Source organism: Streptomyces sp. NPDC058045 (genome assembly GCF_042885635.1).
Taxonomy (GTDB): domain Bacteria; phylum Actinomycetota; class Actinomycetes; order Streptomycetales; family Streptomycetaceae; genus Streptomyces.
Genome location: NZ_JBHVRR010000012.1, coordinates 52,102 through 66,140, shown reverse-complemented (window position 1 = coordinate 66,140; position 14,039 = coordinate 52,102). Strand labels below are relative to the sequence as shown.

Genomic DNA, 14,039 nt, shown 5'->3' with positions numbered 1-14,039 from the left:
CGGGTTCCCGGCCGCCGACACGGGCTTTTGCACACTGCCCCGCACTCGTAAAGCACGCACCCGTAAAGATCGCGAAGTCCGCCGAGTTCGCCAAGTTCGCCAAGTTCGCCAAGGTCCTTGAAAAACAAGGCGGATGGGAACTCCACCGGAAGCGGGGCCCAGCCCGCGCGGAAAACGGGTGGGCCCGGGTTTGGGCCCTGGGGCCCACGCTTTGACCTGCACAGACGCCCTACGATCGCGGCTCGGCGAGCGGTCCGCTCGCTGTTTCGCAGTACCCGCAGGGGCGAGTACACGCAGGAGCGACAGGAGAGGCCTGCCATGGCTCAGGGGGACGTCAACAGCACGCCGAGGGCGCGCAGACGCTGGGACGACCGGGGCGCCAGCCCGGTCGAGTACCTCGGCATGGTGGTCGTCGTGGTCGGCATCGCACTCGGCCTCAACGGCACCCAGGTGGGCCAGAACGTCGCCGACAGCATCTCGGCGCAGATCTGCAAGCTCACCGGCGGCTCCAACTGCGGGAGCAGCGGCAAGCCCACCGCCGACAAGCCCGTCACCGACAAGGACTTCGAGCCTCCGCTGTGCCAGATATCGTCCGTGACGGACAAGGCGGGCTCCAAGGCCAAGATCCTCTTCTTTGAGATCGGCAACGAGTACGGCTTCGAGGAGAAGCACCTCAAGGCCAACTACGACGTCAACAAGGACGGCAAGGTCGACGACAAGGACGAGTTGGTCTACGTCACCTTCACCGACGCCGCCTCCGTGGGCGTGAAGAAGGACTTCAAGCCCGGCGCCAAGGTCGGCAAAATGGGCGAGAACAAACTGGAGTTGGGCGCCGGCGTCAAGGTCACCAACGGCGACACCTGGGTCTTCGAGAGCCCCGAGGAAGCCGCGAAGTTCCGCGACGACATCGAGAAGCTCCAGATGTACGACATGCAGCAGAAGATGCCCGGCGGCGCCGAGGCCAGCATGGGCAACAGCCTCCTCTACCTCATCGGCAAGGGCCCGCTGAAGGAGCAGGAGGAGATCCAGGACCGGGTCGACAAGGCCCTCGGCAGCAACCGCCAGATCAACTACGGCAAGGTCGGCCTGGACCTCTCGGCCTCCGGCGGGATGAAGCTGTCCGCCGGTGACGAGGAGGGCATCAGCGCCACCCTCGGCGGCCACTTCAAGTTCTCCCCCGAGGTGACCTGGACCGACAACAAGTACAGCGACACCAAGTCCTACACCTACTCCGCCGCGATCGACTACGGCGCCGAGGCCGGGGTGGAGGCCGGACCGGCCAAGGCCAAGGTCTCCAAGGACCGCTCCCAGACCGGCAGCATCACGGTCACCAAGGACAAGAAGACCGGGAAGATCACCCGGATCGACATGACCCAGACCATCGAGGACAAGGCCGCCAAGGGCAGCGTCGAGGTCGGCGGCGACAACGGCAAGGAAGGCAAGGACAAGAAGGGCGGCAGCGGCAAGGGCTCCGGCACCGACGGCGAGAGCGGCATCGACGTCGTCACCAACAGCATCACCTTCCCGCCCGGTCCCGAGGGCGACGCGGACCGCGCCATCGCCGAGAAGTGGCTGGACGGCTCGGGTGACATGGGCGCGCCCTTCGCCTACATGTTCGGCGACCACGCGCCGACCACCCGCCCCGGCGACGACGACCCCTTCGGCCAACTCCTCTTCGACAAGGGCCAGTCCAGCAAGACCAAGTACACCGGCGAGACCAACGCCGCCGAGTACGGCTTCGAGCTGAACCTGGGCCTGAGCCTCGGCTTCTCCGTGAGCACGGAGAAGAAGGAGGAGATCCTCAACGACGCCCAGTTCCTCGGGGCCCCGCACGACGGCAAGCGTTCGTACGTTCCCTACAGCTACTGTGCGAACTGATGCGCCCCGGGACCGGCCGCATCTGTCGGGCACACGACGTACGAAGAGAAAGGCACGCAGAGGTGACGAAGAACCGGAGCATCCTCAGCGCGGGACGCCGCAGGGCCGCGGTCGCCGGCGTGTGCGCCGCGCTCGCCCTGGGCGGACTCACCGCCTGCGGCGACGACCAGGCCTCCGGCGCGGCCTCCGTGCCGGACGGCTGGGGCACCCTCAAGACCAAGGGCGCCGACGTCTCCTACCCGAAGGGCGCCGACGGGTACACCCCGCAGAGCGCCGCCGACCGCAGCAAGTACAACGCGGCGGCCGCACAGCGCGAGCAGAACGGCTCGCTGGTCTCGCTGATCACCGTGCAGTTGGACTTCACCAACGCGGACTCCGCGGCCGAGGCCGCGATCGGCGCCGAGGCCGGTGTCCAGCTCGGCTCCACCGTCAAGTCCACCAAGGACATCGCGCTTTCGGGTGCGAAGGACGCCAAGCGCATCGACTTCGAGTTCGGCTCCTCCGGTGAGCAGAACACCCCGCCGAAGGGCACCCGGGTCACCGGCGTGATCCTCACCGGCCTCGACTCGCACCAGAAGACCTTCGCGGTGCGCATCGACGCCAAGAAGGGCCTGCTGTCCGCCTCGGAGCTGGACAAGATCATCGACTCCGTCGAGGTGCACTGACCATGGGCGGGGGTGCCGGGTTCCTGATCGCCGGTGTGCTGGCGGTCTTCTTCGGCACCTTCACCTGGAAGTACCTCCGGCGCCTCGGCACCGTCGTCCGCACCCTGCGCGGCGGTGCCCGGGCACCGGGGCGCTGTGTGCGGGTGGAGACCGAGCCGTACAACCGCTCGGACGCCAAGCGGCACTGGTTCGCCTTCCGCACCGAGCAGGGCGAGGACGTCGAGTTCGAGGACCTCGCCGGCTGGCTGATGAACCCGGGCGACGAGGTGACCGTCGCCTACGACCCGCACGACCCCGCGCGTACCGCGACCATCGCGGGCCGCGGCAGCTCCTGGTCGCCGGTCCTGCAGTGCGTGGCACTGGTCGGCGGCTGCGGTCTCGCCACCGCCGGATTCGCCACCCTCTTCTTCTACCAGCTCCTCGGAGGCAACTGATGGCACGCTACGGCTCGACCGGCTACCGGCCCGCCGGTGCCGAACGAGGGGAACGAAGCGCCGGAGTGTTCGCCTTCATCCGCGCCTGGGCCGTCGGCATCCTCGTCCTCCTGATCACCGAGTACATCCAGATGAACGCCCTCTACGGGCCGGTGACCGGCGACAAGGGCCCCGAGTCCTTCGGCTCGGCCCTGCTGCTGGTGCATCTGCCGAACCTGGTCTGCGTCACCCTCGCCACCTGGGCCGCGGCCACCGTCCACCCGGAGCCGCAGTCCGAGCGGCCGCTCCAGCACGCCGTCGCGGCCTGCGCGGTGCCGGTCGCCGCGCAGTTCCTCTCGCTCTCGGTGCTCTGGGGCCGTCCCGGCTTCGACGCACTGGGCCTCTGGCTGTCCAACGGCGTCCTCCTCGCGGGCTGCGCCCTCGGTTGGACGGCTGACAAGCTGCGCCGCGACCGGTCGGAGGACTGACACCGACCGACGCAGCGCCAGGGGTTACGGGGGTACCCCTGAAAATGCAGCGCCCTCCGGCCAACTACGGCCGGAGGGCGCTGTGTTGTGCGGACACCGGACCCGGCTTGACAGAAGCCATATCGCTTATCGATAGTATCGATAAGCGATATGGCGCTACTGACAGCAGGGGGAATCATGGGTACGCAGTCCTGGTGGAGCCGGACCGACAACCGGTTTCTGGAGGGGGCGTTGGTGGTGGCGGCGGTACTGGCCGCGATCTTCGGGGTGCTGCTGCCGGCACTCGGGGTGGCCGGGGCCATCGACCCCATGGACACCCGCGAGGTCCAGATCGGCACCGCGACCCGGGTGCCGGGCAGCGTCACCGAGGGGACCGGCGGCCATGGGATGACCCTCACCGGCACCGACCACGCCGACCTCACCATCGCCCATCCCGGCCTGGGCGAACGGCTGCTGCTCGCCCTGCCGGAGGTGGTCGGCAGCCTGCTCCTGCTGGTGATCCTGGGCCTGCTGATCCAGATGGCCAGGACGCTGCGGGACGGCGATGTCTTCGTACCGAGGAACGCCCGGCGGCTGAGCGCCATCGGGATCATCGTGCTGGTGCAGGCGATCCTCTCCCCGATACTGCCGACGATCACCACGGCACTGCTGGTGCGCGGCACCCCCATGGCCGCTGAGATCCCCGTCTCGGCCACCTTCACCGGCGAGTTCGTCCTGCTCGCCTTCCTCATCCTGGCCCTGGGCGAGGTGTTCCGGCGGGGGACCCGGCTCCGGGCCGACACCGAGGGGCTGGTCTGATGCCGCCCGAGGAGGAGCACCGGGTCAGGGTCCATCTCGACCGGCTGCTGGCCGAGCGCGGGATGACCCTGTCGGAGCTGGCGGCCAGGGTCGAGGTGACGGTGGTCAACCTCTCCGTCCTCAAGAACGGCCGGGCCAAGGCGATCCGCTTCTCCACCCTCACCGCGATCTGCCGCGAACTGGACTGCCAGCCGGGCGAGCTGCTCAGCATCCGCGAGGACTGACACCGCCGGGCACCGGGTGGCCGGAGGGATCAACTGCCGTCTCCGGCAAGGGGCTTGACAACTCTATTGGTCTGGACCAGCTTGGAGTGCAGCGATCCGACCCCCCATCACAGCCGATCCCCCGGAGGCTGACGCAGTGGACCCCGCAACCGCCATCCCCCCACACCGGCGAGGCAGGAGGACCCGGGCCGCCGCCCTGGCCGCCGCCCTCACCGTGTCCGCACTCACCCTGACCGGCCTCGCCACCGGCGCTGAAGCCCAGGACACCCGGGACGTCCCGGCGCACGCCGTCACCGGCTACTGGCAGAACTTCGACAACGGCGCCACCGTGCAGAAGCTCTCCGACGTGCCCGGCGACTACGACATCATCGCCGTCGCCTTCGCCGACGCCACCACCACACCCGGCGCCGTCGACTTCACCCTCGACTCACAGGGCCTCGGCGGCTACACCGAGGAGCAGTTCAAGGCCGACATCAAGGCCAAGCAGGCCGAGGGCAAGAAGGTCGTCATCTCCATCGGCGGCCAGAACGGCACCGTCGCCGTCGGCGACTCCGCCTCCGCCGCCCACTTCGCCGACTCGGTCCACGCCCTGATGCAGGAGTACGGCTTCGACGGCGTGGACATCGACCTGGAGAACGGGCTCAACCCCACCTATATGTCAGAGGCGTTGCACTCCCTGTCCGAGAAGGCGGGCGACGGCCTGGTCCTCACCATGGCGCCGCAGACCATCGATATGCAGTCCCCCGAGGCCGGTTACTTCCAGACCGCGCTGAACGTCAAGGACATCCTCACCGTCGTCAATATGCAGTACTACAACAGCGGTTCGATGCTGGGCTGCGACGGCAAGGTGTACAGCCAGGGCACGGTGGACTTCCTCACCTCCCTCGCCTGCATCCAGCTCGAAGGCGGCCTCGACCCCTCCCAGGTGGGCCTGGGCCTGCCCGCCTCCCCACAGGCGGCGGGCGGCGGCCATGTGGAACCGGGTGTCGTCAACGACGCGCTGGACTGCCTCACCCAGGGCACCCACTGCGGTTCCTTCAAGCCGGACAAGACCTATCCGGGCATGCGCGGCGCGATGACCTGGTCCACCAACTGGGACGCCGCCTCGGGCAGCGCCTGGTCCAAGACGGTCGGCCCGCACGTACACGGGCTGCCGTAGCCCGCGCCGTCTGGGAACCCGCACGCCCGCAGCGCCGCCCCCTTCACTTCCGGGGCGGCGCTGCGGGTTTGCGGGCTGCGGGTGGGTGGTCCTAGGCCTTCGAGTCGGCAGTCTCGGTCTCGGCCTTGTCGTCAGCCTTGTCGTCAGCCTTCTCGTCCGCGGCGCTGTCCTCCGCCTTGGCCTCTGCCTTGGTCCCGTCGGCCTCGTCCGCCGCCTGGTCCTCCGCCTCGTCCCCGTCGTCGAAGTAGGCGTCGAGGGCTGCGTCCAGGGCGGTGGTCCAGCGGTCGAGGGTGGCCTTGTCGGGGGCCTGTACCTCGCCCGGGTACCAGCGGCGGTCGGCGGCGGTGTGCACGGTGACGGTGAGGCGGCGGCCGAAGCGGGAGGTCTCGTACTCGACCGCGCCGATCTCGTCCCAGCGGAAATCCGCCTCCTCGCCGTCCAGGCGGAAGCGGACACCGGTACGGTCCATCTCCACGGCACCGCGCCGGTCCGCCGCCTCGAAGGCGTGCTCGTCCGCCGACTCGTCCTCGCCGGCCTCCGCGCTCTCCTCGGCCGACTCCTCGTCAGCCGCCAACTCCCCTTCGTCCGTGGGCACTTCGGCCTTCGGGGACTCCGGTTCGGCCTCGGCGGCCGGGGCGGCTGCGTCCTTCGGCGCGGCGGTCTCCTCCTGCTCCTCGGGGCCCGAGGGCATCAGGCCGGAGATGAACGCAGGATCAGTCGAGGCTGCCTGCACGGGCTGGATCTTCAGATCTTTGCGCTGCTCCACGGCGGGAAGTATGGACGACGAACCTGTGCCCGCGACACCCGGGCCACCGAGTCGTCCCCAGAACGCAACCTGCGACCAGCCGAGAACGGCCGGCGCGTCGATCACGACCCAGGCCGTGTCCGGAAGTCCCGCCTGCCCCGGCCGGTAGCGCCGGTCGGACTGCCGGTGACCGTTGCATACGATGCCACGAACAGCCGTCCGCTTCTCCCGAGGAGACCGCTCATGGCAGCCGCACCGCACCCGCAGCAGGGATCCCGCCCCGGCCTCCCGGAGGAGCCGCTGGCCCGGCTCGCCGAGGAGCGGGTGGACCACCGCTTCAAGGGCCTGCCGCCGGACGCCGCCGGGAGCACCGTGGGCGGGCTGGCCGCCGAGCGCCGCAACCTCTTCACCGGTGGCTTCACCACCCCCGTACTGGCCCTCTCCGAGGAGCGCCTGGCGCACAACCTCGCCGTGATGGAGACCTACGCCACCCGCCACGGCCTGGCCTTCGCCCCGCACGGCAAGACGTCCATGGCGCCGCAGCTCTTCGACCGGCAACTGCGGCACGGCGCCTGGGGCATCACCCTCGCGGTACCGCACCAGGTGCGGGTTGCGCGTGCCTTCGGCCTCCAACGGGTCTTCCTGGCCAATGAGTTGGTCGACCCGGCCGCCCTGCGCTGGCTCGCCGCCGAACTCGCCGCCGACCCCGGCTTCCGACTCATCTGCTACGTGGACTCGGTGGAGGGCGTCGCCCTGATGGACGCGGCCCTCACCGAGGCCGCCGCCACCGAGGGCTTCCGCCCGGTGGACGTGGTGGTGGAGCTGGGCGCGGGCGAGGGCGCCCGTACCGGGGTGCGTACGGAGGCGGAGTGCGCGGCGGTCGCGGACGCGGTGGGCGCGACCCGGACCCTGCGGCTGGTGGGCGTCGCCGGGTACGAGGCGGAGGTGCCGGGCGCCGGACCGGAGTCGGTGCGTGCCTGGGTGCGTCAACTCACCGGGCTGGCCGCGGAGTTCGACGCGGCGGGCCGGTTCGCGGGGGCCGGGCGGGAGGAGATCGTGGTGAGTGCGGGCGGCAGCGCCTGGTTCGACGCGGTGGCCGACGTCTTCGCGGAGATCCCCGAACTCTCCCTGCCCGTACTGAAGTTGCTGCGTTCCGGCGCCTATGTCTCCCATGACTCCGGGCACTATCTGCGGATCACCCCGTTCAACCGGGTACCGCAGGAAGGGGCGTTGGAGCCCGCGTTCCGGCTGTGGGCACAGGTCGTCTCCCGGCCCGCCCCCGACCAGGCCTTCGTCAACGCGGGCAAGCGGGACGCCGCCCACGACCTGGACCTGCCCGAGGTGCAGACGGTGCGCGCGGCCGACGGCACCGAGCGGGACGCCACCGGTATCCGCGTCACCCGCCTGTCCGACCAGCACGCCTGGCTGCACACCGAGCCCGGCGCCGAACTACGGGTCGGGGACTGGGTGGGGCTCGGCCTCTCCCACCCGTGCACCTCCTTCGACAAGTGGCCGATGATCCCGCTGGTCGCCGCCGACGGCACCGTCTCGGACTACATCCGCACCTACTTCTGACCCCTGCCAACACCCGCCAGATCAGGGGCAGTTACCCGCGCCCGGTGCTTCAGCGCACCCCGTGCGGCCGGAACTGGATGCTGATCCGGGGCCCGGTGGCCCGCGTCGACTTGGGGATGGCGTGTTCCCAGGTGCGCTGGCAGGAGCCGCCCATCACGATCAGATCGCCGTGCCCCAGCGGCCGCCGCAGCGAGGGCCCGCCGCCGCGGGGCCGTAGCAGCAGATCGCGCGGGGCGCCCACGGAGAGGATCGCCACCATGGTGTCCTCACGCGAGCCTCTTCCGATGGTGTCGCCGTGCCAGGCGACGCTGTCCTGCCCGTCGCGGTAGTAGCAGAGGCCCGCGGTGGTGAAGGGTTCCCCGAGTTCCGTTCGGTAGCGGCGGCTCAACTCGGCCCGGGCGGTGTCCAGTACGGGGTGCGGGAGGGGATCGCAGGCCTGGTAGAAGCAGAGCAGGCGGGGCACGTCCACCGTGTGCTCGTACATGGTGCGGCGCTCCGCGTGCCAGGGGACGTCCTCGGCGAGCCGGGCGAAGAGGGCGTCGGCGCCGGTGAGCCAGCCGGGCAGCAGATCGATCCAGGCGCCCGCGCCGAGCAGGGTGCGGTGGAGGCCGTCGAGCGGGCCGAGCCGGATCTCGTCGTCCTGGTCGAAGAGCGAACCCTGGAGGTGCACGGACATGACCCCAGCCTACGCGCCCACTCGAACAGGTGATCTATTTGCCGAGCCGCGGGGGTGCGGGACGGGGGGGTGCGGCCCCGGCGCCTGGGGCCGCACCCGTCGCGCGTACGGCGCCTCAGTACCAGGCGGTGCGGGCGTGGACCGTGGAACCGCAGACCAGGGCGGCGCGCGAGACCCGGCCGTGCAGATTGCTCCCGACCTGGGTGCAGGCGTAGGCGTCACCCCGGTCGACGCTCTCCCCCACCCGCCGGTAACTTGCTCCCCGAAGACCCGGAATAATCCGTTCTGGCCATCACGGACGGTAGCGCTCGCATCACGCGCCAGGCGCTCGCCGCCGCCCCGCGCAACCGGTCCGACGAACGGGCCGCGCCGACCCCTGCCGGCCCTCGGGTGGCGCATCTCACGGGACCCGGACCCAACTCCCTCCCGAGCCCGCGATCCCAAGCCGGGCGCCGGGCCCGAGCCGCCGATTGCCGGGGCCCGCCCCGGTGCACGCTTTGCGATGAAAGTGTCGATCACCACCCCCGCCCCACCCCCGGCCCCGCGGCCACCGGCGCCCCGCCGAGCGCCCCCGTAAGCTCCGTTTCATGCAGGTCATCCAGTCAACGAAGCTCGCCAACGTCTGCTACGAGATCCGGGGTCCGGTTCTGGAGGAGGCGATGCGGCTTGAGGCGGCCGGCCACCGCATCCTCAAGCTGAACACGGGCAATCCGGCGGCCTTCGGCTTCGACTGCCCGCCCGAGATCCTGGAGGACATCCTCCGCAACCTCGGCCAGGCGCACGGCTACGGGGACGCCAAGGGCCTGCTGGCCGCACGCCGCGCGGTGGTCATGCACAACCAGACCCTCGGCATCGAGACCGACGTCGAGCATGTCTTCATCGGCAACGGCGTCTCCGAGCTGATCGTGATGGCCATGCAGGGCCTGCTGGACGACGGCGACGAGGTCCTCGTCCCGGCGCCCGACTATCCGCTGTGGTCGGCGGCGGTCTCCCTGGCCGGTGGCACCGCGGTGCACTACCGCTGCGACGAGCAGGCGGACTGGATGCCGGACCTCGCCGACGTGGAGCGGAAGATCACCGACCGCACCAAGGCCCTGGTGATCATCAACCCCAACAACCCCACCGGCGCCGTCTACGGCGAGGAGCTGCTCCGCGGCCTCACCGACCTGGCCCGCCGGCACAACCTGCTGGTCTGCTCCGACGAGATCTACGACAAGATCCTCTACGACGGCGCCACCCACACCCCCACCGCGGCCATCGCCCCCGACCTGCTCACCCTCACCTTCAACGGCATGTCCAAGGCGTACCGGGTGGCCGGCTACCGGGTGGGCTGGATGTCGATCTCCGGGCCGAAGGCGCACGCCGACTCCTACATCGAGGGCCTCACCGTCCTGGCCAATATGCGGCTCTGCGCCAATATGCCGGGGCAGCACGGGGTGGTGGCCGCGCTCAGCGGGCGCCAGACCATCAATGAACTGGTGCTGCCCGGCGGCCGGTTGAAGGAGCAGCGGGACACCGCGCACGAACTGCTGACCCGGATCCCCGGGGTGAGCTGTGTGAAGCCCAAGGGCGCGCTGTACCTCTTCCCGCGGCTGGACCCGAAGGTGTTCAAGATCCGGGACGACCGGCAGATGGTGCTGGACCTGCTCCGCCGCGAGAAGATCATGGTCGTCCAGGGCACCGGCTTCAACTGGCCGGAGCCGGACCACTTCCGCGTGGTGACCCTGCCCTCCAAGGCGGATCTGCGGGACGCGGTGACCCGTATCGGCGACTTCCTCGACGGCTACGGGCAGCCCTGACCGGGCCGGCGCACCCGCAGCGTCAGCACCGGAACGCATTCCGCGACTCGGCTCAACTTTAGACGAAATCCAATGTAGGATGGCTTCTGTCGACCCAGGAGGCCATCCCCATGTACGAGCCGATCCGCAGCAAGTCGGTCCACACGATGGCCGGCTCCGCCGACTTCCCCCACCGCTCCCGCGAGGAGGAGCTGGACATCCAGCTCGCCGGGCACCTGGCCGCACTGCTCGCCGTCACCGACGAGCTGCGCGCCACCACCGCCAGCACCGAACTGGACAACGCCGCCGAAGAGTTGGCCGCCCAGATCGCCCGGCTCCGCGGCGGTCACCCTCCGGTACGGGCCTCGGTGGCCACCGCCGTCCATGAGCCGCACCTCACGGCCCTGCACGGCCGGGCACACGCGCTCGCCGGCCGCGCCCTGGTCGTCGCCGCCTCCCGCGCGGACACCTCGGCGGCGATCCTCGCGGCCCGGCAGATGGAATACCACTCCGCCGCCGGACGCCCGGTAGCCGCCTGACCGGCCCGGCAGAGCCCCCGGCACCACACATGAATCGAGCCCCGCACGCCGTTGTGCGGGGCTCGATCCGGTCCCGGTCAGCCGAGGCGCCGCACCAGCTTGCGGTACTCGTCCCACAGCTCCGTCGGGGTGTGCTCGCCGAAGGTGTTGAAGTGCTCCGGCACCAGCGCGGCCTCCTCGCGCCAGACCTCCTTGTCGACGGTCAGCAGGAAGTCCAGGTCGGCGTCGGCCAGTTCGAGGCCCTCGGTGTCCAGGGACTCCTTGGCCGGAAGGATGCCGATCGGGGTCTCGACCCCGTCCGCCCGTCCGTCGAGCCGGTCCACGATCCACTTCAGCACCCGGGAGTTCTCACCGAACCCGGGCCAGACGAAGCGGCCGTCCGCGTCCTTGCGGAACCAGTTCACGTAGTAGATCTTCGGCAGCTTCGACTGGTCCCTGTCCTTGGCGACGTCGATCCAGTGGCCCATGTAGTCGCCCATGTTGTAGCCGCAGAACGGCAGCATGGCGAACGGGTCGCGGCGCAGCTCGCCGACCTTGCCCTCGGCGGCGGCGGTCTTCTCGGAGGCCACGTTGGCGCCGAGGAAGACGCCGTGGTTCCAGTCGAAGGACTCGGTGACCAGCGGCACCGCGCTGGCCCGGCGGCCGCCGAAGAGGATCGCCGAGATCGGCACGCCCTTCGGGTCCTCCCACTCCGGCGCGATGATCGGGCACTGGGCGGCGGGGGTGGTGAAGCGGGCGTTGGGGTGGGCGGCCGGCGTACCCGACTCGGGGGTCCAGTCGTTGCCCTTCCAATCGGTGAGGTGGGCCGGGGTGTCCTCGGTCATGCCCTCCCACCAGACGTCGCCGTCGTCGGTGAGCGCCACATTGGTGAAGACGGAGTTGCCCCAGAGGGTCTTCATCGCGTTGGCGTTGGTGTGCTCGCCGGTGCCGGGGGCGACGCCGAAGAAGCCGGCCTCCGGGTTGATCGCGTAGAGCCGGCCGTCCTCACCGAAGCGCATCCACGCGATGTCGTCGCCGATGGTCTCCACCGTCCAGCCGGGGACGGTCGGCTCCAGCATGGCCAGATTGGTCTTCCCACAGGCCGAGGGGAAGGCGGCCGCCACGTACTTGGCCTCCCCTCGCGGCGGCGTCAGCTTGAGGATCAGCATGTGCTCGGCGAGCCAGCCCTCGTCGCGGGCCATCACGGAGGCGATGCGCAGCGCGTAGCACTTCTTGCCGAGCAGGGCGTTGCCGCCGTAGCCGGAGCCGTAGGACCAGATCTCGCGGTCCTCGGGGAAGTGCGAGATGTACTTGGTGGTGTTGCAGGGCCACGGGACGTCGACCTCGCCCTCCTGGAGGGGGGCGCCCACGGTGTGCACGGCCTTCACGAAGAAGCCGTCGGAACCCAGCTCGTCCAGGACCGGCTGCCCCATCCGCGTCATGGTCCGCATGGAGGCCGCGACATACGCGGAGTCGGTGATCTCCACCCCGATCGCGGACAGCGGCGACCCGAGCGGGCCCATGCAGAACGGCACCACATACATGGTCCGCCCGCGCATCGAGCCCCGGAACACCCCTCCGTCCCCGTCCCTGCCCACGAAGATCTCCCGCATCTCGGCGGGGTCCTTCCAGTGGTTGGTGGGGCCGGCGTCCTCCTCGCGGGCGGAGCAGATGAAGGTGCGGTCCTCGACGCGCGCGACGTCGGTCGGGTCGGAGGCGGCGTAGTACGAGTTCGGGCGCTTGACCGGGTCGAGTTTCACAAAGGTGCCCTTGGCGACCAGTTCCTCGGCGAGGCGGTCGTACTCGGCCTCGGAGCCGTCGCACCAGACGATCCGGTCGGGCTGGGTGAGGTCCGCGATCCGGTCGACCCAGGCGATGAGTTCGCGGTGGTCGGTCGGGGCGGTGGAGGGAGCCTGCTGGGTGCGGGGGCTCCCCGCGGAGAGCACAGCGTCGCGCGCCACGATTGCTCCTAAAAGAGGGGTTTTTGAAGTTCGGCCCCTTGGGGGCTGCGACCCGGACGCCGCGTTACCGCTCATCCGGTGCCGTCCGCACTCATCTGATCATCCGCCGTCCGCGCCCATCTGTCCAGAAGGCGTCACACCTGAGCGGAGTGAGGATCACCACTCCCACCGCGACCGCCCGTCCACCCCCTTCACCAGCCGCTTCCGACCCGTACCACCGCCCGTACCACCCGCCGGCCCGCCGCCCCTCCGACCGCGCGCCCGGCCGACCAGCGCCCCGCCCACTGCTCCGTCCGGCATACGGCCGCCTACCCGGACCCGGCCCCCCGCTGGGTACGATGCCGCTCATGACTGCGCCCGCTCCCGACGCCTCCTCCGGACCCCGGATCGCACCGGCCGACCCGGCGCCGTCCCCGGCCGCCGCGACCGCCGCGAGCCTCCCGCAGCAGGCGCCCGGCCTGCCCCAGCAGATGAAGCCCAAGCTCCGCGGCTGGCTGCACGCCGGGATGTTCCCCGCGGTGCTGATCTCCGGCCTGGTCCTCACCGCCCTCGCCGACTCCAGCCGCGGCCGCGTCGCCTGCGGCATCTACGTCCTCACGGCCTGCCTGCTGTTCGGGGTGAGCGCGCTCTACCACCGGGGGAACTGGGGGCCGCGGGCCGGCGGGGTGCTGCGCCGCCTCGACCACGCCAACATCTTCCTGATCATCGCCGGCACCTACACCCCGCTCACCATGCTGCTGCTGCCGGGCGCCAAGGGGCAGTGGCTGCTGTGGGGCATATGGGCCGCGGCGCTGGCCGGTATCGCCTTCCGGGTCTTCTGGGTGGGCGCGCCCCGCTGGCTGTACACCCCGTGCTACATCGCCATGGGCTGGGCCGCGGTCTTCTTCCTGCCGGACTTCATGCACACCGGCGGCATCGCCGTACTGGTCTGCGTCATCGTCGGCGGCCTCCTCTACAGCGCGGGCGGCGTCATCTACGGCATCAAGCGCCCGAACCCGTCCCCCCGCTGGTTCGGCTTCCACGAGGTCTTCCACTCGCTGACGCTGGCCGCCTTCGTCGTCCACTACGTGGGCATCTCCCTGGTCGCCTACACCCACGCCTGACCCGCCCCCGGCAGCCGCGCCCCGGCCCCCCCCTTGCACGACCATGGCCGGGGCGCCG

15 protein-coding genes are annotated in these 14,039 nt (G+C 70.4%); 11 read left to right on the top strand and 4 right to left on the bottom strand.

Annotated elements, in window-relative coordinates; all coding sequences use genetic code 11:
• Positions 1-318 precede the first annotated feature (318 nt).
• The 7 genes from ACFVST_RS10485 (at position 319) to ACFVST_RS10455 (ending at position 5,625) form a co-directional block, all read left to right on the top strand.
• Complete coding sequence (locus tag ACFVST_RS10485; protein WP_390148886.1) at positions 319-1,878, top strand: hypothetical protein; 1,560 nt, start codon at positions 319-321, stop codon at positions 1,876-1,878.
• A gap of 62 nt (positions 1,879-1,940) precedes the next feature.
• Positions 1,941-2,543, top strand: a complete 603-nt coding sequence (locus ACFVST_RS10480; protein WP_390148884.1) for a hypothetical protein — start codon at positions 1,941-1,943, stop codon at positions 2,541-2,543.
• A 2-nt stretch (positions 2,544-2,545) separates the two neighbouring features.
• The gene (locus ACFVST_RS10475; RefSeq protein WP_390148882.1) at positions 2,546-2,977 is read left to right on the top strand and encodes a DUF3592 domain-containing protein; all 432 of its coding nucleotides are present in this window, start codon (positions 2,546-2,548) and stop codon (positions 2,975-2,977) included.
• Complete coding sequence (locus ACFVST_RS10470; RefSeq protein WP_390148880.1) at positions 2,977-3,444, top strand: hypothetical protein; 468 nt, start codon at positions 2,977-2,979, stop codon at positions 3,442-3,444. Before ACFVST_RS10475 ends, ACFVST_RS10470 begins: the two co-directional genes overlap by 1 nt.
• A gap of 177 nt (positions 3,445-3,621) precedes the next feature.
• Entirely contained in the window at positions 3,622-4,242 is a 621-nt protein-coding gene (locus ACFVST_RS10465; RefSeq protein WP_390148878.1) for a DUF2975 domain-containing protein, read from the top strand.
• On the top strand, positions 4,242-4,466 hold the full coding sequence (locus ACFVST_RS10460) for a helix-turn-helix domain-containing protein (RefSeq protein ID WP_390148876.1): 225 nt from the start codon (positions 4,242-4,244) through the stop codon (positions 4,464-4,466). The genes ACFVST_RS10465 and ACFVST_RS10460 overlap by 1 nt, the downstream gene beginning before the upstream one ends.
• Positions 4,467-4,602: 136 nt before the next feature.
• Positions 4,603-5,625, top strand: a complete 1,023-nt coding sequence (locus ACFVST_RS10455) for a chitinase (protein WP_390148874.1) — start codon at positions 4,603-4,605, stop codon at positions 5,623-5,625.
• 91 nt (positions 5,626-5,716) lie between these two features.
• Here ACFVST_RS10455 and ACFVST_RS10450 read toward each other — a convergent pair whose 3' ends face one another.
• Entirely contained in the window at positions 5,717-6,391 is a 675-nt protein-coding gene (locus ACFVST_RS10450; protein ID WP_390148872.1) for a hypothetical protein, read from the bottom strand.
• 222 nt (positions 6,392-6,613) lie between these two features.
• Between ACFVST_RS10450 and ACFVST_RS10445 the strand changes: the two genes are divergently transcribed.
• A complete protein-coding gene (locus ACFVST_RS10445; RefSeq protein ID WP_390148870.1) occupies positions 6,614-7,945 on the top strand; it encodes an amino acid deaminase in 1,332 nt (443 codons plus the stop codon).
• A 49-nt stretch (positions 7,946-7,994) separates the two neighbouring features.
• Here ACFVST_RS10445 and ACFVST_RS10440 read toward each other — a convergent pair whose 3' ends face one another.
• Both ACFVST_RS10440 and ACFVST_RS10435 read right to left on the bottom strand, forming a co-directional pair.
• Complete coding sequence (locus tag ACFVST_RS10440) at positions 7,995-8,621, bottom strand: alpha-ketoglutarate-dependent dioxygenase AlkB family protein (protein ID WP_390148868.1); 627 nt, start codon at positions 8,619-8,621, stop codon at positions 7,995-7,997.
• 115 nt (positions 8,622-8,736) lie between these two features.
• Positions 8,737-8,865: a hypothetical protein gene (locus ACFVST_RS10435; RefSeq protein WP_390148866.1), complete on the bottom strand. Its 129-nt coding sequence runs from the start codon at positions 8,863-8,865 to the stop codon at positions 8,737-8,739.
• Positions 8,866-9,208: 343 nt separating this feature from the next.
• Between ACFVST_RS10435 and ACFVST_RS10430 the strand changes: the two genes are divergently transcribed.
• Both ACFVST_RS10430 and ACFVST_RS10425 read left to right on the top strand, forming a co-directional pair.
• Positions 9,209-10,420 (top strand): pyridoxal phosphate-dependent aminotransferase, encoded by a 1,212-nt coding sequence (locus ACFVST_RS10430; RefSeq protein ID WP_390148864.1) that lies wholly within the window; start codon positions 9,209-9,211, stop codon positions 10,418-10,420.
• 110 nt (positions 10,421-10,530) lie between these two features.
• On the top strand, positions 10,531-10,938 hold the full coding sequence (locus tag ACFVST_RS10425) for a hypothetical protein (protein ID WP_390148862.1): 408 nt from the start codon (positions 10,531-10,533) through the stop codon (positions 10,936-10,938).
• Between the two features lie 77 nt (positions 10,939-11,015).
• Here ACFVST_RS10425 and ACFVST_RS10420 read toward each other — a convergent pair whose 3' ends face one another.
• Positions 11,016-12,863 carry a phosphoenolpyruvate carboxykinase (GTP) gene (locus tag ACFVST_RS10420; RefSeq protein ID WP_390149043.1) on the bottom strand — a complete coding sequence of 616 codons (1,848 nt, stop codon included), beginning with the start codon at positions 12,861-12,863 and terminating at the stop codon, positions 11,016-11,018.
• Between the two features lie 353 nt (positions 12,864-13,216).
• Here ACFVST_RS10420 and ACFVST_RS10415 point away from each other — a divergent pair, with 353 nt between their 5' ends.
• A complete protein-coding gene (locus ACFVST_RS10415) occupies positions 13,217-13,981 on the top strand; it encodes a hemolysin III family protein (RefSeq protein ID WP_390148860.1) in 765 nt (254 codons plus the stop codon).
• The last annotated feature ends 58 nt before the right edge of the window (positions 13,982-14,039 follow it).